The 24,344-nt window shown below is 65.8% G+C and carries 23 protein-coding genes and 2 tRNA genes; 13 read left to right on the top strand and 12 right to left on the bottom strand.

Annotated elements, in window-relative coordinates; genetic code table 11:
* Nucleotides 1-58: 58 nt before the first annotated feature.
* From J6U32_RS02515 to rpmH, 7 genes are all read right to left on the bottom strand, one after another.
* Nucleotides 59-973 carry a ParA family protein gene (locus J6U32_RS02515; protein WP_244332875.1) on the bottom strand — a complete coding sequence of 305 codons (915 nt, stop codon included), beginning with the start codon at nt 971-973 and terminating at the stop codon, nt 59-61.
* 171 nt (nt 974-1,144) lie between these two features.
* On the bottom strand, nt 1,145-1,894 hold the full coding sequence (gene rsmG / locus J6U32_RS02520; protein WP_208793418.1) for a 16S rRNA (guanine(527)-N(7))-methyltransferase RsmG: 750 nt from the start codon (nt 1,892-1,894) through the stop codon (nt 1,145-1,147).
* A 213-nt stretch (nt 1,895-2,107) separates the two neighbouring features.
* Entirely contained in the window at nt 2,108-2,803 is a 696-nt protein-coding gene (locus J6U32_RS02525; protein WP_208793419.1) for a protein jag, read from the bottom strand.
* Between the two features lie 85 nt (nt 2,804-2,888).
* On the bottom strand, nt 2,889-4,220 hold the full coding sequence (gene yidC, locus J6U32_RS02530; RefSeq protein WP_208793420.1) for a membrane protein insertase YidC: 1,332 nt from the start codon (nt 4,218-4,220) through the stop codon (nt 2,889-2,891).
* 3 nt (nt 4,221-4,223) lie between these two features.
* Nucleotides 4,224-4,703, bottom strand: a complete 480-nt coding sequence (gene yidD, locus J6U32_RS02535) for a membrane protein insertion efficiency factor YidD (protein ID WP_208793421.1) — start codon at nt 4,701-4,703, stop codon at nt 4,224-4,226.
* Entirely contained in the window at nt 4,700-5,137 is a 438-nt protein-coding gene (gene rnpA / locus J6U32_RS02540) for a ribonuclease P protein component (protein ID WP_208793422.1), read from the bottom strand. The genes yidD and rnpA overlap by 4 nt, the downstream gene beginning before the upstream one ends.
* 55 nt (nt 5,138-5,192) lie before the next feature.
* A complete protein-coding gene (rpmH, locus tag J6U32_RS02545; RefSeq protein ID WP_006368615.1) occupies nt 5,193-5,336 on the bottom strand; it encodes a 50S ribosomal protein L34 in 144 nt (47 codons plus the stop codon).
* Between the two features lie 619 nt (nt 5,337-5,955).
* Here rpmH and dnaA point away from each other — a divergent pair.
* The 10 genes from dnaA (at nt 5,956) to J6U32_RS02595 (ending at nt 18,632) form a co-directional block, all read left to right on the top strand.
* Nucleotides 5,956-7,626: a chromosomal replication initiator protein DnaA gene (dnaA, locus tag J6U32_RS02550; RefSeq protein WP_208793423.1), complete on the top strand. Its 1,671-nt coding sequence runs from the start codon at nt 5,956-5,958 to the stop codon at nt 7,624-7,626.
* Between the two features lie 656 nt (nt 7,627-8,282).
* Entirely contained in the window at nt 8,283-9,473 is a 1,191-nt protein-coding gene (gene dnaN / locus J6U32_RS02555) for a DNA polymerase III subunit beta (RefSeq protein ID WP_208793424.1), read from the top strand.
* A gap of 85 nt (nt 9,474-9,558) precedes the next feature.
* On the top strand, nt 9,559-10,491 hold the full coding sequence (gene gnd / locus J6U32_RS02560; protein ID WP_244332511.1) for a phosphogluconate dehydrogenase (NAD(+)-dependent, decarboxylating): 933 nt from the start codon (nt 9,559-9,561) through the stop codon (nt 10,489-10,491).
* Between the two features lie 2 nt (nt 10,492-10,493).
* A complete protein-coding gene (gene recF / locus J6U32_RS02565) occupies nt 10,494-11,747 on the top strand; it encodes a DNA replication/repair protein RecF (protein WP_208793425.1) in 1,254 nt (417 codons plus the stop codon).
* Nucleotides 11,744-12,364, top strand: coding sequence for a DUF721 family protein (locus tag J6U32_RS02570; RefSeq protein WP_208793426.1), 621 nt, complete (start codon nt 11,744-11,746; stop codon nt 12,362-12,364). The genes recF and J6U32_RS02570 overlap by 4 nt, the downstream gene beginning before the upstream one ends.
* A gap of 365 nt (nt 12,365-12,729) precedes the next feature.
* Nucleotides 12,730-14,808: a DNA topoisomerase (ATP-hydrolyzing) subunit B gene (gene gyrB / locus J6U32_RS02575; RefSeq protein ID WP_208793427.1), complete on the top strand. Its 2,079-nt coding sequence runs from the start codon at nt 12,730-12,732 to the stop codon at nt 14,806-14,808.
* A gap of 47 nt (nt 14,809-14,855) precedes the next feature.
* Nucleotides 14,856-17,345 (top strand): DNA gyrase subunit A, encoded by a 2,490-nt coding sequence (gene gyrA, locus J6U32_RS02580; RefSeq protein WP_006368622.1) that lies wholly within the window; start codon nt 14,856-14,858, stop codon nt 17,343-17,345.
* A 122-nt stretch (nt 17,346-17,467) separates the two neighbouring features.
* Nucleotides 17,468-18,376 carry a DUF3566 domain-containing protein gene (locus J6U32_RS02585; protein WP_208793428.1) on the top strand — a complete coding sequence of 303 codons (909 nt, stop codon included), beginning with the start codon at nt 17,468-17,470 and terminating at the stop codon, nt 18,374-18,376.
* Nucleotides 18,377-18,473: 97 nt separating this feature from the next.
* Nucleotides 18,474-18,550, top strand: a tRNA-Ile gene (locus tag J6U32_RS02590).
* Between the two features lie 9 nt (nt 18,551-18,559).
* A tRNA-Ala gene (locus J6U32_RS02595) sits at nt 18,560-18,632 on the top strand.
* A 62-nt stretch (nt 18,633-18,694) separates the two neighbouring features.
* Here the strand turns inward: J6U32_RS02595 and J6U32_RS02600 are convergent.
* The gene (locus tag J6U32_RS02600; protein ID WP_244332513.1) at nt 18,695-19,285 is read right to left on the bottom strand and encodes a TetR/AcrR family transcriptional regulator; all 591 of its coding nucleotides are present in this window, start codon (nt 19,283-19,285) and stop codon (nt 18,695-18,697) included.
* Here J6U32_RS02600 and J6U32_RS02605 point away from each other — a divergent pair.
* Complete coding sequence (locus tag J6U32_RS02605) at nt 19,253-19,906, top strand: DUF3159 domain-containing protein (protein WP_244332515.1); 654 nt, start codon at nt 19,253-19,255, stop codon at nt 19,904-19,906. The two genes, J6U32_RS02600 and J6U32_RS02605, sit on opposite strands and share 33 nt — an antisense overlap.
* Here J6U32_RS02605 and J6U32_RS02610 read toward each other — a convergent pair.
* From J6U32_RS02610 to J6U32_RS02620, 3 genes are all read right to left on the bottom strand, one after another.
* Nucleotides 19,857-20,567: a cutinase family protein gene (locus J6U32_RS02610; protein WP_208793430.1), complete on the bottom strand. Its 711-nt coding sequence runs from the start codon at nt 20,565-20,567 to the stop codon at nt 19,857-19,859. The genes J6U32_RS02605 and J6U32_RS02610 overlap by 50 nt on opposite strands.
* 71 nt (nt 20,568-20,638) lie before the next feature.
* Nucleotides 20,639-20,908, bottom strand: coding sequence for a DUF4190 domain-containing protein (locus J6U32_RS02615; protein ID WP_244332517.1), 270 nt, complete (start codon nt 20,906-20,908; stop codon nt 20,639-20,641).
* Between the two features lie 1,057 nt (nt 20,909-21,965).
* On the bottom strand, nt 21,966-22,160 hold the full coding sequence (locus J6U32_RS02620; protein WP_208793431.1) for a hypothetical protein: 195 nt from the start codon (nt 22,158-22,160) through the stop codon (nt 21,966-21,968).
* 110 nt (nt 22,161-22,270) lie between these two features.
* On the opposite strand from J6U32_RS02620, the gene J6U32_RS02625 reads away from it, so the two are divergent.
* Together J6U32_RS02625 and J6U32_RS02630 are read left to right on the top strand one after the other, a co-directional pair.
* Nucleotides 22,271-22,822, top strand: coding sequence for a peptidylprolyl isomerase (locus tag J6U32_RS02625; protein ID WP_208793432.1), 552 nt, complete (start codon nt 22,271-22,273; stop codon nt 22,820-22,822).
* A 26-nt stretch (nt 22,823-22,848) separates the two neighbouring features.
* Entirely contained in the window at nt 22,849-23,757 is a 909-nt protein-coding gene (locus J6U32_RS02630) for a rhomboid family intramembrane serine protease (protein WP_208793433.1), read from the top strand.
* 59 nt (nt 23,758-23,816) lie between these two features.
* On the opposite strand, the gene J6U32_RS02635 is transcribed toward J6U32_RS02630, so the two are convergent.
* On the bottom strand, nt 23,817-24,314 hold the full coding sequence (locus J6U32_RS02635) for a PH domain-containing protein (protein WP_208793434.1): 498 nt from the start codon (nt 24,312-24,314) through the stop codon (nt 23,817-23,819).
* Nucleotides 24,315-24,344 lie beyond the last annotated feature (30 nt).

The following is a 24,344-nucleotide window of genomic DNA, read 5'->3' on the forward strand; positions in this document are numbered from 1 at the left end:
GCAAGGCGGGCCGAAAATCTTGGCTGGCTGTTCAGTATCGGTCTGTATCAGGCGGGGATCAGGGCGCCGTGTCGGCGCGCATCGCGAGCTCACGAGCAGCGTCGAGGTAGCTCATTGATCCACGTGAACCCGGGTCGTATTCGATGATCGTCATGCCGTATCCGGGTGCCTCGGAGACCTTGACGCTTCTCGGGATGATCGTGGACAAGACCTTCTCGCCGAAGTGGCGGCGGACCTCCTCTGCCACCTGGTCGGCAAGCTTCGTGCGGCCGTCATACATGGTGAGAAGAATCGTGGACACGTGGAGCTCTTTGTTGAGATGCGCCTGCACCAACTCGATGTTGCGGAGCAGCTGCCCGACACCCTCGAGTGCGTAGTACTCGCACTGGATGGGGATGAGCACTTCGCGCGCCGCGACCATCGCGTTGACGGTCAGCAGACCGAGTGACGGCGGGCAGTCGATGAAGACGTAGTCGAAGCCGAAGTCCGCCATCGCCTCGTCGTTCAGCGCATTCCGAAGGCGGTTCTCTCGTGCGACGAGTGACACCAACTCGATCTCGGCACCGGCGAGGTCGAGTGTTGCGGGGACACAGAAGAGGTTCTCGTTGCTCGGGCTCTGTTTGATCGCCTCTCGGACCCCGACTTCTCCGAGGAGGAGCTCGTACACCGAGGCGATATCAGGCGCACGATGATCGATTCCGAGCGCGGTACTGGCGTTGCCCTGGGGATCGAGATCTACGACAAGTACACGGAGCCCGTGGACAGCCAGACCCGCTGCGAGGTTGACCGCGGTCGTCGTTTTTCCGACACCGCCCTTCTGATTGGCAACCGTCAGGACTCGGGTCTCCCGCGGGCGGGGGAGCCGTCCTGCCGCACCGGGGGTCAGCACCTGGCTGGCTCGGGCGGCCGCGGCGGCGATGGGTGTGTCGTCCAACGATGCCTCCAAGGCCGTCGAAGTAGCGGGCGAGGGAATGCGAGGGCCCGAGGCGCTCTTGCTCGGAGAGACGGTTTCACGTGAAACGTTGCGATCTTGCTGGACCACGCGAGGACTCCTTCGACCGTCCAATGGGGTGTCATCACCAGAGATCTCCGAGCCACTTGATGACGCCCTTCTATTCTGCGCCCTGCGACCGATCCGCACCAACTACCTCCCTGACCCACGAGAGTCCGATCGGCTGCGCCGATCAACCCGTTTCTTCTTGGATGACTGCGACCCGCTGACACGATCATTTCGGACGCCTACGACAACCGTAGTCGGTGGTTCGATCACGCCAACACCACACTGGCGCACCTCGAGATCCATCAGACCCCGCCGTGCCACAGACGTGCGGTCCCGGTCGATCTCGTCGGGCGCTGACGACCCCTTGATCGCCACCAGCCGGCCACCGGGCCGGATCAGCGGAGCTGACCATGCCGCCAAACGGTCGAGCGGCGCGACTGCGCGCGACGTCACCACGTCGGCAAGCCCCACCTCGTCACGTACTGCTCGTTCCTCCGCGCGACCCCTGACGACAGTGACTTCCAGTCCGAGGGATGCGACCACTTCTTCCAGAAATGTCGTTCGCCGCAATAAAGGCTCGACGAGCGTGATGCGGAGATCAGGTCGCGCCAACGCCAGTGGGATGCCCGGTAGCCCGGCGCCGCTGCCGATATCGATGACGTACTCACCGTCGGCGATCACCTCACCGAGAACCCCACAATTCACGATGTGTCGATCCCACAAGCGCGGTAGTTCCCGCGGCCCGATCAGGCCCCGTGTAATGCCGTCGGTCGCGAGCATCCTCCGATACCGGATCGCGAGTTCGAGCCGCTCCTTGAACACCGCGTGGGCCGATGGGGGAGGGGAGGGGTCCGCGCCGCCGTCGGGTGCTGCACTGTCGCTCGCATGTTTCACGTGAAACGTGATCCTTCCGTTTGTGTGCCCCGCGCGGATGTTCCACGTGAAACACAGCCCTACGTCCGCACAGAGGTCAGGCTGCAAGAACTACACGTATGTAATTCGACGGCCCAGAAATGACAAAGTCCCGGCGGCAACCGGGACTTCGTTCGTACCGACCTCATGGTCGACCACATGAACGCCGAGGGCGCCGGGCGCCTCGGCCGATCGTCAGTCGACCTTGATGACGACGACCTTACGCTTGGGCTCAACGCCCTCACTCTCGCTGATGACGCCATCCACAGCCGCGACAGCGTCATGCACAATCTTCCGCTCGAACGGGGTCATCGGTTCCAGCGCCTCGCGGCCGCCACTGTCACGAACTCGCTCGGCGACCTCGGTGCCGAGGCGCGCAAGCCGATCGCGGCGGTCGGCGCGCCACCGCGCGATGTCGAGCATGAGCCGACTACGGTCACCGGTCACCTGCTGGACCGCGAGACGCGTCAACTCCTGCAGCGCGTCGAGAACCTCACCCTTGCGGCCGACGAGCTTGGCGAGATCGTCACCGCCATCGATACTCACGACCGCGCGGTCGCCGTCGACGTCGAGATCGATGTCGCCGTCGAAGTCCAACACGTCCAGAAGCTGCTCGAGATAATCACCGGCGATCTCGCCTTCTTCGAAGAGACGGTCGCCCTCGTCTTCAGCACCCTCGTCCTCAGCGCTCTCATCTTCAGCACCGTCATCTTCTGCAACCTCGTCTGCCGAATCATCACCAGTCGTCGCTTCCGACTCGGTGACCTCGGATCCCGCCACGTCTGCTTCCGTGACATCTGCTTCCGTGACGTCGGGTTCGGTCGCAGAAGACTCTGTCACTTCGGGTTCCGTCACATCTGATTCGCCATGCGTCGCGGTCTCAGCTGTCATCTCGGTTCCACCTTCTTACTCGTACTTGTGATGTCTGGCGCGGTCGCCGGTAGACCCGGCCCGCATGGGGGTTACTCCTGACGGTTCAGCGACGGCCGCCTTTGCGGCCGCCGCGCTTTCCGCCTTTCTTCGACCCCTGATTCTTTGGTCTGGCTCCGGAGCCTCCGGAAGTCTGTGCCGCAGGTTTCTGTCCCGGCTTCGGTTTGGCTGGTGCGGACCCGTTCGTCGCGGACGGGGAAACGCCACCCGACTCACTCGACTCGGACTCGGCGGTAGCGGGGGATGCCGCAGCACTATTCGCCTTCGCACTACTCGCCTTCGCAGTGCCGGCACCACCGATCCCGAGCCCCTTGGTGAGTCGATCCATCAGCGATGCGCTCTTGGTGCTGTCCGCCGTACTCGCGGACTGTTCGTCCACGGCCTCGGTCTTCTCGAGCTCGGTCTTCTCGAGGTCCACACCGTTGTCCGACCCTTGGCCGTCGCCGAGTTTCTTGCTGCGGTCCGGCTTGGCCCCGGGTTTGGGAGCGTTGGCCTTGAGCTTCTCCTGCTTGGCCAGTCGGGCCTCTTCTTCTTCTTGGGCGATGCGGCCGAAGACGAGGTGCTGCTGTCCGTAGGTCCAGACGTTGTTACTCATCCAGTACAGGAGGATCGCGACGGGGAAGAAGGCGCCGGTGACCAAGATGCCGAGCGGGAAGATGTACAGGGCAAGCATGTTCATCATGCGGGTCTGCGGGTTCTCGAGCGCGGCTTCTGGTTGGCGTGCGACCGACGCACGAGAGTTCATGTGGGTGGCGATGGACGCGATGATCATCATCGGGATGACGACGATGGCGATATCGACTCGAGTGAAGTCGATCGGCTGCCCCGGCTGGACGAACGCCGCCCACTCGGTCTTGGGCTCGGTGATGAACGACGACAGCGGCACCCCGAACAGACGGGCGTCGAGGAAGTTCTGCACCTGATCGACGTTGAAGATGTAGTTGCCGACCGACCGTGTCTCTTCGGGCGACATACCGAGTTGGCCCATGCCGTGCGCAGTCCGGTTGAACGACCGCAGCACGTGGAACAGGCCGATGAACACCGGGACCTGCAGAAGCATCGGGAGGCAGCCGAGCAGGGGATTGAACCCGTGCTCCTTCTGCAGCTTCTGCATCTCCTCGGTCATCTTGACCCGGTCCTTGGCGTACTTCTTCCGGATCGCCTGCAGCTGAGGGTTGATCTCCTGCATCTTCTTCGTGGTGCGGATCTGCTTCACGAAGGGCTTGTAGAGAATGGCACGCAGGGTGAACACCAGGAACACCACCGACAGTGCCCAGGCGACACCGTTACCTCCGGGAGAGTTCGGCGTGATGAAGTCGAACAGCCAGTGCCAGAACCACATGATCGCGGATACCGGCCAATAGATGAAGTTCAGCACGGGTCAGCTATCCCTCACTTCCATAGATGCGCGTACGCCGTCGTCGGCGATGCGATACGGCGTTTCCACCGCGTCCGATTGAGAAAGGTCCGATTGAGAAAGGTCTCCGGGGGCGACGTCGCTCTGAGCGCCATCACCCCGGGCCGCCTGCGGGGCGACCGGCGGATGCCGGAAACCGCGTTCGGGAACAGGGTCGTAGCCGGGCTTGTGCCACGGTCCGCACTTCAGCAGCCGGAGCACCGCCAGCGCACCGCCGTGGAAGAACCCGTGCCGGGTCAATGCCTCGACAGCGTAGGCCGAGCAGGTCGGCTCGAACCGGCATGTCGGCAGTCGCATCGGCGACACCCAGGTGCGATACAGCTCGATGACAAAGATGAGCGCGCGCCGCGGGAACAGATGGATCCATCGCATGACCCGAGTTGACCGCGAGTCCTCGATGTCGGTGGGCGAGGAGGAGTGGGGGAGGGTCTCGACATCGGTCATGCCGACACCCCGGTGCCGGCGACCTGGACCTCTGCGGAACGCGCTGCAAGCTCGCGAACACGCTTGCGTCCCATCACTTCTCGCAACTGATCGGCGAGTTCGTCACTGGAGCGATGTGCGGCGCCCGGGAGTGCGCGGACGACGACGAAGGTCTCGGTGGCGGGAACTCTGACGCGGCTGTCGCGGAAGGCGGCACGTAGTCGTCGGGCCACACGATGCCGGACAACTGCGGGACCGACGGACTTGCTGACGATCAGACCCAGCCATGGCCCACCGGTCATCGCGACCTGGGTACGACGTCCGGACGGATCCGGCCACACCGACGGCACCACGGCGACGCTGACCACAAGATCACGCGTCGAGGTCCGCACACCGCGTTTCAGCGTGCGGGAGAAGTCGGATCCACGAGAGATCCCATGTTGGGCCGACATCATCGAACAACACGAAGCCGGCCGGACTTGTGGTCACGACCGGCAGCGCAGATCGAGATCAGGCCGTGAGCTTCGCGCGGCCCTTGCTGCGACGGCTGTTGACGATGGCACGACCCGCACGGGTGCGCATACGCAGCCGGAAGCCGTGCACGCGTGCGCGACGACGATTGTTGGGCTGGAAAGTCCGCTTTCCCTTGGCCACGGTGACTCCTTGTGCTCGGTGACATGGGCACGCCGATGACTCGCGTTCCCACATCCTGTGGTGGTCTCTGCTTATCCTGACGCGGTGCCGGACTAGTGCCGGGGTGGCGCCCCCCTCACCGACGCCGAGTACTCGACGACGCTGCTGATGACGTGATCCACCGCAAATCCGCAACCTGGATGACCAGTCGAGAGTACGGGAGTGGACCCGGCCAAATCAAACGAGCGCCGATCCCCCAGGCCAGCCCCACACGTTCCCCCGATCGGAGGATCGTCGCCTGCTTTCCTTTGTCGACGCCCGATCCGGTCTGTTACGGTTTCGCCAGTCACGTCACATTGCCGCCAGTCACGTCACATCGACGGTACGCGGTGACCACGACCCGCGGCGCCGCTCCTCCATCTCCTTTTATTCACAGATGTGGATAAGTGTGTGGACAAGTCCGCCCGACCCCGCCAAGGTGGTATCCGTCCACCCCCGACCGGCACCTGCCGATGCTGGTAGTTTCGTCGGGGCGGAAGCCGGTAGGGCACGCCGCCGGCCTTCGCAGCTCTGATGGGGAGCGGTCGTCGACGAAAAAGCAGGCGTCGATGGTGAGCAGGCGTCGAGCAGGAGGGTCAGAGTGACTTCGGATCGCGACTCCTTCGGCGAGGTCTGGAAGCAGGTTGTCGCCGAACTCAACGATGATGCCGCCCATCACGAACCGCTCAGCCGCCAGCAGAAGGCATGGTTGTCACTGGTTCAGCCGCTGACGCTGGCCGAGGGGTTCGCCCTGTTGGCAGTTCCGACACCACTGGTCCAGGAACAGATCGAACGCAATCTGCGTGACACGATCCGCACGACGTTGAGTCGTCATCTCGGCCAGCCCGTTGACCTCGGGGTGCGGACCGCCACGCCTGCGCCACTCGAGGAAACACCGGATCCGGCCACCGCCGATTCGGTCGGCCCCGGTCCCTCCACCGATCCGGTTCCCTTGTCTCCCACGGCATTCGATGATTCCGGACCCGTTCGTACGTTCGACCCGTCCATGCCCGGCCGGCCGTCACCCGACGGGTCGGGGCCGTTGCCGGGGCAGGGTTTCGCAGGCCGAGAGCACCGAGCACCGTCGGATTCGTTCCCCCACCCGACACCGATGGGCGCCGGCTACTCCGGCGCCGCCGATTCGACCGGTCAGGGGGCGCCGAACGCGAACCCCGGCGCCGAGTGGTCGTCGTATTTCGCCGAGCGACCCACCACCTCCACCGCGTCCACGTCGGGAACGCCGGTCAGTCTGAACCCGAAGTACACCTTCGACACGTTCGTGATCGGCGCGTCCAACCGTTTCGCGCACGCCTCGGCCGTCGCCGTCGCCGAGGCACCCGCTCGCGCCTACAACCCGTTGTTCATCTGGGGCGAGTCGGGACTCGGCAAGACTCACCTGCTGCATGCCGCGGGCCACTACGCCCAGCGTCTGTTCCCGGGTATGCGCGTCAAGTACGTCTCGACCGAGGAATTCACCAACGACTTCATCAACTCCCTGCGTGACGATCGTCGGGTCGCGTTCAAACGCCGCTATCGCGATGTCGACGTCCTTCTCGTCGACGACATCCAGTTCCTGATCGGCAAGGAAGGTATCCAGGAAGAGTTCTTCCATACCTTCAACACCCTGCACAACACCAGCAAGCAGATCGTCATCTCGTCCGATCGCCCGCCGAAACAGCTTGCAACGCTTGAGGATCGACTCCGCACTCGATTCGAGTGGGGCTTGATCACCGATGTGCAGCCGCCGGATCTGGAGACCCGGATCGCGATCCTTCGCAAGAAGGCCCAGATGGACAACATCGCGGTCCCCGACGACGTGCTCGAGCTGATCGCGTCGAAGATCGAACGCAACATCCGCGAGCTCGAGGGTGCCCTCATCCGGGTCACGGCGTTCGCGTCGCTGAACAACACCGAGCTGGACAAATCCTTGGCCGACGTCGTGCTGCAGGCGTTGTTGCCGAACTCCGGAACCATCGAGATCAGCGCCGCGGGCATCCTCGCGATCACCGCCGAGTACTTCGACATCTCCGTCGACGAACTCCGTGGCCCGGGCAAGACGCGAGCAATCGCCCAGGCGCGGCAGATCTCGATGTATCTGTGCCGTGAGCTCACCGACCTCTCCCTGCCGAAGATCGGTGAGACCTTCGACCGCGACCACACCACGGTCATGTACGCCGAACGCAAGATCCGTAAGGAGATGGCCGAGCGGCGCAAGGTCTATGACCACGTGCAGGAACTCACCGCACGCATCAAACAGCGCGCCGACCGCTGACCCCGGCCGCCGGAACCCAGTCGCTGTACCCGGTCGCCGATCTTCAGTCACCGGTCTTCAATTGACAGGCACGCACGCGTCGGGCGCCGGGCCACACCGATGACGTATCCGCGCCAACTCTCAACTCACACGCGAGCCTTCTGTGGTTCCGACGCGCCGTCCTCACCCACGGATCTCCGAGCTCTCGACGTCGGAAATCCGTGCCCGTCACCCTGTGGATGGACCTTGGGATCGACCGCGCAGATATGTGCATCGAAGGTGGACAGAAATCGAACAACACTCGTCATCCACATCAACCGCACCGCACCTCCACGGCTCATCCCATGGCTGTGCACACCCCGATCAGGTACATGGCCTGGTCAAACAGCACGATCTCCACAGGATCCACAGCGCCTATGACTATTGTTGATCTCTCTTTAAAGAAATCTCTTTTGAAGAAGGATGTGTGTACACACCCACTGCGGGGTCCGCGTGGACATCGCCGATTCGCGGCGTGGCGACTTGACCCCAACCGCCCACCCACACGCCTCGTCGTTCTAGAGTGGGAATTCCCGATTCGCTCCGAAGCGCGCACGCCGCTCGAGCGCATCCATGCCGGCCCGAACACCGACCCCGCAAGCAACCAAGGCAGACGAGAGAAGGGCGCATCCCCAGTTATGAAGTTTCGTGTCGCGCGCGACGAATTCTCCGATTCGGTTGCCTGGGTTGCCCGAAGCCTGCCGTCCCGCCCGCCGGTGCCGGTTCTCGGCTGCGTCGTCCTGGAGGCTCCCGATGAAACCGGATCCGACGCCAACGCCGGTCTGACGATCTCCGGTTTCGACTACGAGGTCTCCGCGCAGGAATCGATCGCCGCGGAGATCGCCGAACCGGGCAAGGTCCTGGTCTCGGGCCGCCTGCTCGCCGACATCACCCGGGCGCTGCCCAACAAGCCCGTCGATGTCACGCTCGACGGATCACGGGTGGCCATCGCCTGCGGTAGCGCGAAGTTCTCGCTGCCGACGATGCCGGTCGAGGATTACCCGCAGTTGCCCGACGTGCCCGCGGTCACCGGATCCATCCCGGCCGACCGGTTCGCCGAGGCGGTGTCGCAGGTCGCGATCGCCGCCGGCCGTGACGACACGCTGCCCATGCTCACCGGCGTCCGCGTCGAGATCGAGGGCAACACCGTCGTACTCGCCGCCACCGACAGATTCCGACTGGCCGTGCGCGAGCTGGAGTGGGATCCCACTCAACCCGATGTCAGCGGAGCGGTTCTGGTGCCCGCCAAGACTCTCTCGGAGAGCGCGAAGACCGCAGGTGCCGAGGGCACCGGAGCGGTGCGCCTGGCCTTCGGATCCGGCGACGCCATCGGATCCGAGGGCATCCTGGGCATCCTCGGCGAGTCGAAGCAGACCACGACGCGCCTGCTCGATGCCGAGTTCCCCAAGTTCCGTCAGCTGCTGCCCGCCGCACACACCGCGGTCGCCACCGTCGAGAGCGGACCTCTCATCGAGGCGATCAAACGCGTTGCCCTGGTGGCCGAGCGCGGAGCACAGGTGCGGATGGAATTCACCGAGGGATCGGTGCTGCTGACCGCCGGCGGCGACGAGGCGGGCAAGGCGGAGGAAGAGCTCCCCGTCGAGTTTCGCGGTGAGCCGCTGACGATCGCGTTCAACCCCGGATATCTGCAGGACGGCTTGTCGGCGATCAACGCCAAGTCGGTCGATTTCGGGTTCACCACGCCCAGCCGTCCGGCGGTGCTGCGGGTGTCGACGGGAGATGAGCCGGTCGCTGACGAGTCCGGGGCCTTCGTCGCTCCGGACAGCGCCTTCAGCTATCTGCTGATGCCGGTCCGCCTGCCGGGCTGACCGGTTCGCCTTCTCAGAAGACGTTCCTACACAGCGGTTTCCACATCAGAAGCGGATCGCCACCACCACCTTCGAGAGGATCGCGATGCAGCTGGGACTTGTCGGTCTGGGGAAGATGGGTGCCAACATGCGCACCCGTATCGTCGGCGCCGGGCACGAGGTGATCGGCTACGACCCGCGACCCGAGGTCTCCGACGTCAAGACCCTCGCCGATCTGGTGGGCGCACTCGACGCGCCCCGCGTGATCTGGGTGATGGTGCCCTCCGGTGACCCGACGCGGACCACCGTCGCGTCACTGGCCGAGGAGTTGTCGGCCGGTGACATCGTCATCGACGGAGGTAACTCGCGCTACACCGACGACTTCGAGCACGCAAAACTATTGCAAGCCAAGGGAATCGGATATATCGACTGCGGTGTGTCCGGCGGCGTGTGGGGTCTGGAGAACGGCTACGGTCTGATGGCCGGCGGTGCCGACGCCGATGTCGCACGCGTCATGCCGATCTTCGACGCCCTGCGACCGGAGGGCGAACGCGCCGACGGCTTCGTGCACGCCGGACCGGTGGGCGCCGGTCACTACGCGAAAATGGTGCACAACGGTATCGAGTACGGCCTGATGCACGCCTACGGCGAGGGTTATGAGCTGCTCTCGGCCGAACCCTTGATCACCGATGTCGAAGGCACCCTGCGGGCCTGGACCCATGGCACGGTGATCCGCTCGTGGCTGCTCGACCTGCTGGTTCGTGCGCTACAGGAAGATCCGGGGTTGCAGGAGATCTCGGATTACACCACCGATTCGGGCGAGGGTCGCTGGACCGTCGAGGAGGCAATTCGCCACTCGGTTCCGGCCAATGTCATCTCGGCCGCACTGTTCGCCCGGTTCGCCTCCCGCCAGGACGGATCCCCGGCACTCAAGGCGGTCTCGGCTCTGCGAAATCAGTTCGGCGGGCACGCAGTTCGCGACACCACGGGCCGCTCGGTGGGGGAGACCGGCTCGCCGCCGGACACCTCGGCGGGCTAGTCGTGTTCGTTCGCGAACTGCATCTGCGTGACTTTCGCTCGTGGCCGCGGGTGGATGTGGAACTCGGGCCGGGATCGGTGATCATCACCGGCCGCAACGGTTTCGGTAAGACCAATCTGATCGAGGCGCTGTTCTATCTGGCCACCCTGCGATCGCATCGGGTCAGCACCGACGCACCGCTGGTGCGTTCGTCGGCGGCGTCGGCGCTGGTGACCGCCACCGTCGAGAACGCCGGCCGTGAACTGACCGCGTCCTTGCAGATCAACGCCGAGGGCTCCAACAAGGCGTGGCTCAACACCGCACCCCAGCGCAGGCCGCGCGACATCCTCGGCGTCCTGCGTGCGGTGTTGTTCGCTCCCGAGGATCTGCTCCTCGTGCGCGGAGATCCCGGTGACCGCCGTCGCTTCGTCGATGAGCTTGTCGCACAACGTGGTCCACGATTCGCCGCGGCGCGTTCGGATTACGACAAGGTGTTGCGGCAACGTTCTGCGCTGTTGAAGACCGCCGGCGCGGCCATGCGGCGTGGTGGATCCGACGCCGACTCGGTGATCTCGACGCTCGACGTCTGGGATGCCCAGCTCGCGGCTCTCGGCGGACAGGTGACCGCCGCACGGATCGACGTTCTCGGTGATCTCGAACCACATTTCGCCGGATCGTATTCGGCGATCGCGCCGCACTCGCGGCCGGCGACGCTGCGGTATCGGCCCAGTGTCGGCGACGAGATCGTGCCTGCGGCAGGAGAATCCGCCGATCCGGAGGCCATCGAGGCGGCGCTGTTGACCCGGCTCGGCCAGATCCGCGGCAAGGAGATCGAGCGCGGGTTGTCCCTGGTGGGACCGCACCGTGACGACGTCGATCTCGTTCTCGGTACCGATGTGGCGAAAGGCTTTGCCAGCCACGGGGAATCGTGGTCGATCGCCCTCGCGCTGCGCCTCGGATCGGTGGAGCTCGCCAGGGCCGAGGGGATCGAACCGGTGATCATGCTCGACGACGTGTTCGCCGAACTCGACGCTGCCCGACGTCGCAAACTTGCCGAGTTCACCGAGGGTGCGGAACAACTGATCATCACCGCGGCCGTCGCCGAGGACATTCCCGACGGAGTGGGCGGTCGGCGGATCGCGGTGAACATGATCGAGGAGGACGGGGTCCGGCACTCGGTCGTCGTTCCGGATCCGCTCGTCTCGGAAGCCGAGGTATCAGGACTTGAGGTGTCAGAGCCTGAGGTGTCGGACCCGCCGGGGAGACTGACGTCATGACCGATCAGCCTGACGCAGGAGCACCTGACGCAGGAGCACCTGACGCAGGAGCACCCGACACGCGGCCACCGGCGACCGGTTCCGTGGCGCCGGCCGACGGACTCACCGGCTACGAGCGTGCGCGGCGCGCCTTGGAGGAGGCGAGGGCCTCGGCCCGCGCCGCCGGCAAGTCGGTCGGTCAGGGTCGCGCGTCGCCACCGCGTCGACGATCCGGTGTGCGTCAGGGTGGTCGTCGGCGGTGGTCGGGATCCGGTCCGGACGCGCGGGATCCGCAGCCCTTCGGACGGCTCGTCGGTGGACTGGCCCGTGAACGCGGTTGGCAACCGCGCATCGCCGAGGGCACCTTGTTCGGCATGTGGGAGCAGATCGTCGGTGCCGACATCTCCGCCCATGCCACACCGATATCGTTGCGCGACAATGTCTTATACGTCCAGGCCGAGTCCACGGCGTGGGCGACGCAGCTGCGGTACGTGCAGGCACAGATCCTCGCCAAGATCGCCGCGGCGATCGGCGACGGAATGGTCACGTCACTGAAGATCACCGGACCCAAGGGTCCGTCGTGGCGCAAGGGGGAGCGGCACGTGCGTGGGCGTGGACCCCGCGACACCTACGGATGACCCGGTGATCTCGGCGGCTCGGGGACCTCGTCGGGCCGCGGCGTGACGCGCTACTCCACCCCACCGACAGTTTTCCGCGTCACGTCGACTCTGAGGCATATTTCATCCTCAGACCACGACCGGACCGGCAGATGCCGGAGAAAATCGGTCTGTGTGCAAATCAGCGGTACCAGATGTGGGTTTCTGACTGACTGAGGCAGTACAATGAATTGAGAGTTGTCCCGACAGGGGGATCAGCCGCCCGCGATGGCAGCGGTGACAGCGGACGATCACGTCCGACCACAGCATGTCGTGCGGGCACTTTTGTGCTGGTCATCTCATGACCGTCGGGTCGAAATCGATCAGAACAGGAGCGGACGCACCTCGTGGCCGACAGCAGTGACAAGACCGGTGGTTCGGGATCGAAGAAGCCCCGGAAGAAGCCGTCCGAGTACGGTGCCGAATCGATCAGCATTCTCGAGGGTCTCGAGGCGGTGCGCAAGCGGCCCGGTATGTACATTGGGTCCACCGGCGAACGTGGCCTTCATCACCTCATCTGGGAGGTCGTCGACAACTCCGTCGACGAGGCGATGGCCGGATTCGCCAGCAAGGTCGACGTCACCCTGCTCGAGGACGGTGGCGTCGAGGTGGTCGATGACGGTCGAGGCATCCCGGTCGGCATGCACGCAACCGGTGTACCCACCGTCGAGGTCGTCCTGACCCAGCTGCACGCCGGCGGCAAGTTCGACTCGGATTCCTATGCCGTCTCCGGTGGTCTGCACGGTGTCGGTATCTCCGTGGTGAATGCGCTGTCGACCAAGGTCGAGGTCGAGATCGACGTTGACGGTTTCCACTGGTCGGAGACCTTCACCGATTCCAAGCCGGACGGCCTGATCAAGGGTGAACCCACCCGCAAGACGGGCACCACGGTGCGGTTCTGGCCGGACGCGTCGATCTTCACCGAGACGACCTCGTTCAACGCCGAGACGGTCGCGCGTCGACTGCAGGAGATGGCCTTCCTCAACAAGGGCCTGACGATCACCCTCACCGACCGGCGACCCAAGGCCGTCGAGGCGCCCGGTGACCCGAACGCCGAGGGCGAGGAGGGCACCACCGAGACCGCCGAACAGGTGAAGTCCGACGAGGAAAAGGCCGCTGCCGCAGGGAAACCCAAGACCCGGACCTACCATTACCCGGATGGCCTGGTCGATTACATCAAGCACCTCAACCGCACCAAGCATCCGATCCACAAGTCCGTCGTCGGTTTCACCGGCAAGGGCACCGGCCACGAGGTCGAGGTCGCGATGCAGTGGAACGACGGTTACTCCGAGTCGGTGCACACCTTCGCCAACACCATCAACACCCACGAGGGCGGTACGCATGAAGAGGGCTTCCGCGCGGCGCTGACACGAGTGGTGAATTCCTATGCGCGAGACAAGAAGTTGCTGAAGGAAAAGGATTCCAACCTCACCGGCGACGACATCCGCGAGGGTCTGGCGGCGGTGATCTCGGTCAAGGTCTCCGACCCACAGTTCGAGGGCCAGACCAAGACCAAGCTCGGCAACACCGAGGTGAAGAGCTTCGTCCAGAAGGCTTCCGGTGAACACCTTGAGCACTGGTTCGAGGCCAATCCGGCCGAGGCCAAGATCATCATCAACAAGGCCGTCGATTCCGCTCATGCGCGTATGGCCGCCCGCAAGGCACGAGACCTGGTGCGCCGCAAGAGCGCCACCGACATCGGTGGACTGCCCGGCAAGCTCGCCGACTGCCGCAGCAACGACCCGTCCAAGTGCGAGATCTACCTCGTGGAGGGCGACTCGGCCGGCGGTTCGGCGAAGACCGGACGCGACTCGATGTATCAGGCGATCCTGCCGTTGCGCGGCAAGATCATCAACGTCGAGAAGGCCCGCATCGACCGCGTCCTCAAGAACGCCGAGGTCCAGTCGATCATCACCGCCTTCGGCACCGGCATCCACGACGAGTTCGACCTGGCCAAGCTGCGCTATCACAAGATCGTGCTGATGGCCGACGCCGACGTCGACGGACAGCACATCTCGACGCTGCTGTTGACCCTGCTGTTCCGGTTCATGCGCCCGCTCATCGAACACGGGCACGTCTATCTGGCCCAGCCGCCGCTCTACAAACTCAAGTGGCAGAAGGGCGCCGAGGCCGAGTACGCCTACACCGACCGTGAGCGTGACGCCATGATCCAGGCCGGACTCGAGGGCGGAAAGAAGATCAACACCGACGACGGCATCCAGCGCTACAAGGGTCTCGGTGAGATGAACCCCAGCGAGCTGTGGGAGACCACCATGGATCCGGCCACTCGCACACTGCGCCAGGTGACCCTCGACGACGCCGCCGCAGCCGACGAGTTGTTCTCGGTGCTGATGGGCGAGGACGTCGTCGCGCGCCGCAGCTTCATCGCCCGTAACGCGAAAGACGTTCGCTTCCTTGATGTCTGACGTCACGCACCATGCCTGACCGGACACCACATCTGTGAGGACTTTTCATGACTGACACCACCCTCCCGCCCGCCGGCGGGGAAGGCGATCGCGTCGAACCGGTCGATCTCGGCCAGGAGATGCAGAACAGCTACATCGATTACGCGATGAGCGTGATCGTCGGCCGCGCGCTGCCCGAGGTCCGTGACGGCCTCAAGCCGGTGCATCGTCGCCTGCTCTACGCGTCCTTCGACGCCGGTTTCCGCCCCGACCGCAGCTATGTGAAGTCGGCGAAACCCGTTGCCGAGACCATGGGTAACTATCACCCGCACGGCGACTCGGCGATCTACGACGCGTTGGTGCGTCTGGCTCAGCCGTGGTCGATGCGCTACCCGCTGATCGACGGCCAGGGCAACTTCGGTTCCCGCGGCAACGACGGCCCGGCCGCCATGCGCTACACCGAGGCCCGGCTCACCCCGTTGGCCATGGAGATGTTGCGCGACATCGACAAGGACACCGTCGATTTCACGCCCAACTACGACGGCAAGACCAACGAGCCGACGGTCTTGCCCGCGCGGATCCCGAACCTGCTGATCAACGGTTCCGGCGGTATCGCCGTCGGTATGGCCACCAACATCCCGCCGCACAACCTCACCGAGGTGGCCGAGGCGATCTTCTGGGCGCTGGAGAACCACGAGGCCGACGACGAGACCACCCTCGACGCCTGCATGGAGCGGATCAAGGGCCCGGATTTCCCGACGGCCGGCCTCATCGTCGGTGGTCAGGGCATCAAGGATGCCTACACCACCGGCCGCGGGTCGATCCGCATGCGCGGGGTGACCGCGATCGAGGAGGCCAAGGGCGGTGCCACGCAGATCGTGATCACCGAGTTGCCCTACCAGGTCAACCCGGACAACATGATCCAGTCCATCGCCGAGCAGGTCAACGAGGGAAAACTCAAGGGCATCAGCAAGATCGAGGATCACTCCTCCGATCGTGTCGGCCTGCGGATCGTGGTCACCCTGCGTCGTGACGCGGTGGCCAAGGTCGTCCTGAACAACCTGTACAAGCACAGCCAGCTGCAGACCAGCTTCGGTGCCAACATGCTCTCGATCGTCGACGGGGTGCCCCGCACCCTGCGCCTCGATCAGATGATCCGCTACTACGTCGCCCACCAGATCGACGTCATCGTGCGGCGCACCCGCTACCTGTTGCGCAAGGCAGAGGAGCGCGCCCACATCTTGCGCGGTCTGGTGAAAGCCCTTGACGCCCTTGATGAAGTGATCGCGTTGATCCGTGCGTCGGCCAACACCGACGAGGCCCGCACCGGGTTGATGGACTTACTCGAGATCGACGAGATCCAGGCCGACGCCATCCTCGCCATGCAGCTGCGTCGACTGTCGGCGCTGGAGCGGCAGAAGATCATCGACGAGTTGGACGAGATCGAACGCGAGATCGCCGACTACAAGGACATTCTCGACAAGCCCGAGCGTCAGCGTTCGATCGTGCGGGATGAGCTCCGGGAGGTCGTCGAGAAGTTCGGCGACGAGCGTCGGACCCAGATCATCGCTGCCGACGGTGACGTCGCCGACGAGGATCTGATCGCCCGCGAGGACGTCGTCGTCACCATCACCGAGACCGGCTACGCCAAGCGCACCAAAACCGACCTGTATCGCAGTCAGCGACGCGGCGGCAAGGGTGTGCAGGGGGCAGGGCTCAAGCAGGACGACATCGTCGCGCACTTCTTCGTGTGCTCGACGCATGACTGGATCCTGTTCTTCACGACCAAGGGTCGGGTCTACCGCGCCAAGGCCTATGAGCTCCCCGAGGCCAACCGCACCGCACGCGGCCAGCATGTCGCGAATCTCCTTGCGTTCCAACCGGAAGAGCGCATCGCCCAGGTCATCCAGATCAAGACCTACACCGACGCACCGTATCTCGTGCTCGCCACCCGCAACGGCCTGGTGAAGAAGTCCAAGCTCGAGGACTTCGATTCCAACCGGTCCGGCGGAATCGCCGCGATCAACCTGCGCGGCGAGGACGAGCTCGTCGGCGCCCAATTGTGCAGTGCCGACGACGATCTGTTGCTCGTCAGCCGCAAGGGGCAGTCGATCCGCTTCCACGCCGACGACGAGGCGCTGCGCCCGATGGGCCGGCAGACATCGGGCGTGCAGGGCATGCGGTTCAACGCCGACGACGAGTTGCTGTCGTTGAATGTCGTGCGCGAGGGCACCTACCTGCTGGTGGCGACCTCGGGCGGTTACGCCAAGCGCACCGGCATGGAGGACTACCCGGTGCAGGGGCGTGGCGGCAAGGGCGTGCTGACCATCCAGCACGACAAGCGCCGCGGCACGCTGATCGGCGCGCTCATCGTTGACGACGATTCCGAGCTCTACGCGATCACCTCCGGCGGCGGTGTCATCCGCACCGCGGCCCGTCAGGTTCGCAAGGCCGGACGCCAGACCAAGGGTGTGCGCCTGATGAACCTCGACGAGGGCACGACGCTGCTGGCCATCGCCCGCAACGCCGACGAGCCGGATCCGGAACCGACCGCCTGATCCGACGCCCGGACAGGCATTCCGGACACACGCACGAGCCACGACGCCATTGCAGCGTCGTGGCTCGTCTTGTGTGACGGCCACAACCGTTAGGGTGGACCCAACGTGCGCAACCGGAGGAAATGACACCAGTGAGCCAACCGAACGACCCGGACAACAAGACCCCGTCCACGCCGTCGACCGCTTCCGGTGGCCCGGCAGCCCAGTCGGGTCCGCCTCGGGGCGGCGGGCTGGTTCCTCCGTGGCAGCGCGGCCCGGGCGGAGTGGCCGGACCCGAGGCCACCGGCAGCGCTCAGGCTCCTGTGCCCGATAGCGGAACCACCGAGCAGATCCCCACCGGAGGTCGTCCCGGCGGGCCCCCTCCGCGCGGCGTGGTGACCGGTAGCGGCACCGCCGCAGCCAGCATGAGTGGCCAGCAGGCCCCGGTGAAGAAGCTCGATTCGCCGGCGGGTGCGTCCACCGCGACCGCCGAGGTACCGCGTGGTCGCTTCACAGAGACCCCCACCCGCAACATCGCGCGGGACCCCTCCCTGGAGTCCGAGTTGCCCGATCTCGACGAGATCCACCACACCAACACCGAGACCGCCCGAGCCGCGGCCGCCGAACCCGCCACGGTCGTCGGCTCCGCCGCACGCTCGGCGCCGGCGCAGGTCGGCTCCTCGGGGCGTGGTCTGCGCGCTGCCGTGCAGATCCGTCGACTCGACCCCTGGGCGACCTTCAAGGTGGCCGGCGTGCTCTCGATCGTCGGCTTCGTCATCTGGATGATCGCCGTCGCCGTGCTGTATCTGGTGCTCGACGGGATGGGTGTCTGGGAGCAGGTCAACAGCTCCTTCGGCACGTTGGTGACCACCGACGGCTCGACGTCGGAAAGCGACATCATCGGCGCCGGCAGCGTGTTCTTCTACGCGGCTGTACTCGGTGTGGTCAACGCCGTGCTGATCACCGCGCTGGGCACCATCGGCTCCTACATCTACAACCTGGTCGCCGACCTCGTCGGCGGTCTCGAGATCACGCTGGCCGACCTCGACTAGTTCGGGCGCCGAGGCTCATCTGCGCAGCTCACGGGTGCCGTTGGGAACCGTTTTGGTTTCTCGCCACCCCGTCGGGTAATCTCAGTCCTCGGTTCAGGGGCCTATAGCTCAGGCGGTTAGAGCGCTTCGCTGATAACGAAGAGGTCGGAGGTTCAAGTCCTCCTAGGCCCACCACCCGAACCCGGGGCCTTAGCTCAGTTGGTAGAGCGCTGCCTTTGCAAGGCAGATGTCAGGAGTTCGAATCTCCTAGGCTCCACTCTTTTCTCTTCGAACCGCACTCGCGGTGACACACTGGCACAACGCCGTCGTCCTCGTCGGTCATGTGTCGGCAACCGACTGTTCCGCACGCTCGGCATCGTCGCCGTATCCGATGAACAGGCGTGTCAGACCGTCGCACAGAACGTGGCGGGCGGCCGCAGCGGGCACCGTGCCGGTGAGCACCAGACTCGTGACCCCGTGCGTGATCGCCCAGAGCTGGGCGGCCCAGATCGTGGGAGGGTCCGCGGCGTCGGAGTCGGCATGCCCGGGGTCCGGCCGGAATCGGCCGGCCGCAAGGCACTTCTCGATCGATGATCGCAGCGCCGCGAATGCCGTGCGTCCCGGCTCGTCGCCCGGAGCCGGTTCGACGAACATGAAACGGTACCGATGCGGTTGTGCCACAACGAAATCGAGATATGCCAACGATGCTGCCGTGAGCGCGGTCACGGGATCGTCCACCTCGGTGGCCGCCGCGTCGGTGAGGGAGGCGAGATGGGCGAATCCGTCGGCTCGCAGCGCCGCAAGCAGGGCCCCGGCGCCCCCGAATCGGCTGTAGATCGCCATCGTCGACGTACCCGCGGCGTCGGCGATGCGTCGTGCGGTCAACGCCGACGGTCCGTGTTCGGCCAGCAAGTCGGCGGCGACGGCCACCAGGTGGGCCGCGTCGACGCGGGCCGGCTCGTCGGCGGACGAGCGGCAGCGGCCACCACCGTCGCGATCGGGGCGTTCACCGTCTGGCGGTGGCGGACGGTGCGACCGGTCATCGGTACCTGCGTCGGCGTCAGTAGCTCTGCGGGGTTCGCACTCCACAGCGGTCGAGCCCGCGACTTCTTTCTGCCCGATCTCTGGTATCCGCCGATAGTGGCTGTCGCGCTGATCATTTCGTGCCTCGTCGGTTATCCGGTGATCGGTCTGGTATTCGGTGCGGTCACCGGGCGAGGGACCGGTTGGCGGCGCGACCCGTCGGCGCGACGACTGTTCGGCGCGGTCACCCTCGCCGCCGCATCGGCGTTCCTGACCCGCTTCGTGGTCCAGTACGTGATCTATCAGCACGGCAGCGTCGGGTGGCTGGCCGTCGGACGGATCGCCACCGGCCTTCCGCTGACGGTGACGATCCTCATGCTGATCGGCTGGGCGTTTCGCCACGTCGAACGAAAGAACCGGCCGGACGTCCCGTCACAGGGCGTCCGGCCGGTTGAGGCTAGTGCGGATGAGGTGAGTGCTACAGACGAGCTCTCACATACTGGGCGGCATCAACGGTCATGCCGTTGACGGCGTAGAGCACATGCAGACCGTTGGGCTGCCCGACCGGGGCACCGTCGCAGACGACGTCACCGGCGATGCAGTAGCGCTTGGTCTTGCCCTCATAGAGGGGTCCGACGTTCATCGGGGGAGCACCGACCTGCTTGATCCAGTTCGACGACGGCGGCGCGAACAGGATCGCGGCGGTCACGTGCGAGGCGGCGTTGTCGGCCAGCGGCTGCGGCACCCGGTCCTGGTACTGCCGGTACTGCGGGTCGATCTGGATCTTGTTGCTCAACGCGTAGGACGCGACGACCGCACCTTGCGAGTACCCACCGACCACGATGTGGGATCCGGGGCACTGTGCGGCCAGATACTTGACGCGGCGCTGGGTGTCGTTGACGCCCTTGACAACGCCCTCGACGAAGGCCATCCGGTTGTTGAAGTTGCTACCGGCCGGATAGTTCACGCCGTAGACGTTGACCGACTTACCGGGCAGCTGATTGCGCAGGGCCTGCTCGAAGGACAGGCCGGTGACGCCGACGGGTGGAGCCGTCTCCACGGTCCCGCGCGCGAACACCACCTCGACGTCGGCGCACGGGGGAGCGGCGGCGGCGCGGGGTGCCGGAGAGGCAAGCAACCCGGCCGCGAGCACGGTGAATCCGAACAGGATCAGAAGTGGACGCTTCATTCGTCGAATGGTACGCGAACAAGGTTCACTTTAGGTGGCGTCCGTCCCGACCAGCACCATCACCGACCACGTCACCGCAGGACGAGCACGATGACGTAGGCCACGATTGCCACGATCAAGGCAAGCATGTAGGCCCAACCGACCACGATCGCGACGGTGGCGAACGGTTCTCCGTACTCACGCGTGCGCCGGATCTGGTTACGCGCCCGATACCCCAGGTACAGCCCGATCGGCGAGGTGCAGCCGATCACGGACAGCACCATCGCCCAGATGGCGAGTGTGCTCGTCTTGGCCGTGGATCGCGACGACCGGGCCGCGGTGGCGGCACTCTGCCCGCCCACGGGCGCCTCCTTGGACTCCGATGTTGCTTCCGTCGCGGGTACGGCGGTGGTCGGTGGTGAACTCTTGTCGGCGGACCTCGGTGATGCCCCGACGGGTGATGCCCCGACGGGTGATGTTCCGACGGGTGGGTTTCCGGCGGGCGTGGTCCTGGTCGGCGCGGCATCCACGGCCGAATAGGCACGGGGAGGACCCGAGGACTGTTCATCGGACCGGACCGTCGCGTCGGCTGCGTCGGCTCCGGCCGGAATACCGCCGCGGGGTGGAGCTCCCTGTGGTCCGTTGCCCTGCGGCCCGCCTTGCGGTGCCGGTGGGGGGCCCGGAGGCCGAGCACCCGGCGGTATCGGTGCGCCGGGGCGTCGACGGCCCGGCGGAGGTGGCATCCGGGTGCCCGGGCCCGATCGGGCACCAGGAGGTGGTCCGCCGCGCCAGCCGGGACGAGCTCCCTGACCGGTGGTTCCGGGAGTGCCGACCGGAGGGCTGCCGGCGGGCGGACCACCGGCAGTCGTGCTCGGACCGGCGGGCGCACCCGAGGTCGGCGGTACCGGCCCGGGACCCTGGCCTGTCGAGGACATACCGGGAGGTCGCGACGCCGGACCCGGTTGTGGCGGTCGAGGACCGGATCCGGTATTCGACCCGCCACGCGATGCGGGTGCACCGGGCGCGACCGGTCCGATGGGCGGACCCGAGGGTGGTCGTGGTCCGGGACCGGTACCGGTGATCGGAACACGCGGGTTCGACGGTGTGGCCGGCGGCCGGGGGCCGACGCCGGAGTCCGAGCGCACGTCGCCGGGTGTCAGGTCGGGGTTACGCCCGCTGACCGGCGCGGTGGGCGGTCGTTCCCAGGGCGCCGACGCCGTTCCGGTGCCCGCCTCGGGCGCGTCGTCACGGGGGACGGGCGGCACTCCGTCGGGCGCGTCGCCGCGGCGAAGCTCCCCGCCCGGCCTGTTCTCGTCGGAGGTCACCGGTCCAAATTACCTTCCGGACCCGCCGGGCGATGCATGGTGCGTCCCGCAACGGCAACGGTTGCCCGACTTGTGGGGATACCCACGACCAAGATCAGAGAGCCACATCACCCTCGGTGGAGCCGAGATCGTCGGCCCCCTCGGCGGAGCGGAGATTCTCGATACGGGGCACCGTCGGCGAGACCGGCGGGATCTCGGTGCGGGAGCGTCGCACGACGAACACCGCGGCGACGGCCGACAATGCTGCCGCCGAGGCAGCGGCGATCAGCAGGAGATACTTCTTCGGCATGCCCCACAGCGTGCCAGGTCCGCTTTGCCGGTGCTACTCGCGTGGTTATGGGCTGTACGGGCACCGCCGTCGAGGGAGTCGCGAGGGATGTTGTCGGCGGACTCGTGGGGATGTCGCCGCCGATTTGGTTGGATGGAGTGGTGAGCACATCAACGCAGACCGTGACCATCCACACCAACCGCGGCGACATCAAGGTCGATCTCTTCGGCAACCATGCGCCCGAGACCGTCGCCAACTTCGTCGGCCTTGCCGCCGGCAGCAAGGACTACAGCGAGCCGAACGCCTCCGGAGGCGACTCCGGTCCGTTCTACGACGGCTCGGTGTTCCACCGCGTCATCGAGGGCTTCATGATCCAGGGCGGCGACCCGACCGGCACCGGCCGCGGCGGACCCGGCTACAAGTTCAAGGACGAGTTCCACCCGGAGCTGCAGTTCGACCGCCCCTACCTCCTCGCCATGGCCAACGCCGGGCCGGGCACCAACGGGTCGCAGTTCTTCATCACCGTCGGCCCCACCCCGCACCTGAACCGCCGTCACACCATCTTCGGTGAGGTCACCGATCCGGCCTCGCAGCAGGTCGTCGACGCGATTGCGACCACCTCCACCGATCGCGGCGACCGTCCGCTCGACGAGGTCCGCATCGAAAAGATCGAGGTCAACTGACCATCGGCCCCGCTGGTCCGCCGGCGGTGTGTTACCGACATCCCGACCGCCCCACCGCGCTGTCCTGCACGCGGTGCGGGCGGCCGGCTTGTCCGGGATGTCTGCACCCGGCCGCGGTCGGGCAGCACTGCGACGAGTGCGTGCGCGGCCACGGCGCACAGGCCTCCGGCCGCCAGGACATCCGCCGCCCCGACTTCGGCGACCGGGGTATCCGGTCGGTGGTCACGCGACCCGTACGCGCTCGCCGCCCGCTGGCCACCTACACGCTGATCGCGATCAACGTCGTCGTCTTCGCCTACACCGTCTACGCCGCACACTCCTTCAACGTCGAAGTCTCCGCGCCACTTCTGCACGGAGAGTTGGTGCGCGGCAACGTCTTTCTCGGCCAGTACTGGCGCTTGCTCACCGCGGGCTTCTTGCACTACAGCCTGATACACCTTGCGGTGAACATGATCTCGCTCTACATCCTCGGCCGCGACCTCGAAATCGCCCTCGGCATCGGACGTTTCGTGATGGTCTACATGACCGCGCTGCTCGGTGGCAGCGCCGCGGTGATGATCGCGCAATCCAACGAGGCCCGCTCCGCCGGTGCGTCGGGAGCCATCTACGGGCTGATGGGCGCCATGCTCATCGTCGTCCTGCGCCTGCGTGTCTCACCGGCGCCGGTGCTGACGATCATCGCCATCAACCTCGTGATGTCGTTCTCGATCCCCGGTATCTCCCTCGCCGCACACGTCGGCGGCCTGGTGCTCGGCGCAGCCGCCACCGCCGCACTCATCTGGTCGCCCCGACTCCTGCCGCAGTCGCTGCGCACCGAGCGCAACGCCATCCTCATCGGCTGGGTGGCCGTCAGTGCCTTGCTCATCGTGGCGGTCGCCATCAGCGTCGTCGTCGCGGTGACCTACACCGGGCCGGTACTCGTCTACGTGCACTGAGTGACGCTCAGCGACAACCGGAGAGGACAGGTGCTCAGCGACAACTGGAGCACTCGTGCTCAGCGCCGCGAGTCCTCCACCGGGAACCCGGCGCGATCGAGCGCCTCGACGACGTCGAGTAGATCAGCACCGAGATCCCATCGACTGAACACCACCAGCATCGATTCCTCGCGTTCGGTGCCCTCGCGTTCGGTGTCATGGGTGGTACCCGCCGGCAGGTAGTCGATCTCGAGTTGACCGGATCGGCGTCCGATGCGGCGCATCGTGAGAAGCCGGACGCGTTCGACGTCGGCGGGTGCCAGTGTCACGGCCCCGCCGATACGACGAATGGTCAGTCGTGGGCCGGCCGAGAGTTCGAGACGCGGCCGGATGAGCGACGCGTACGCCCCGAACCCGAGCAGCATCAACCCGGCGACACCGATGATCACCGATCCGACGGCGTCGGACGCGACGAACACCGCGCACAGCAGGAGCACGACGCCCGCGGCCAGCAGCGCGCCCGCCGCGAGTCGCGGCGTCGCCCATTGCTGTGTGGACAGATCGGCCGAGTTATCCACAGGACTTACTCACAGTGGGGATGACTTACA

It is taken from the genome of Gordonia polyisoprenivorans (assembly GCF_017654315.1).
Classification (GTDB): Bacteria; Actinomycetota; Actinomycetes; order Mycobacteriales; family Mycobacteriaceae; genus Gordonia; species Gordonia polyisoprenivorans_A.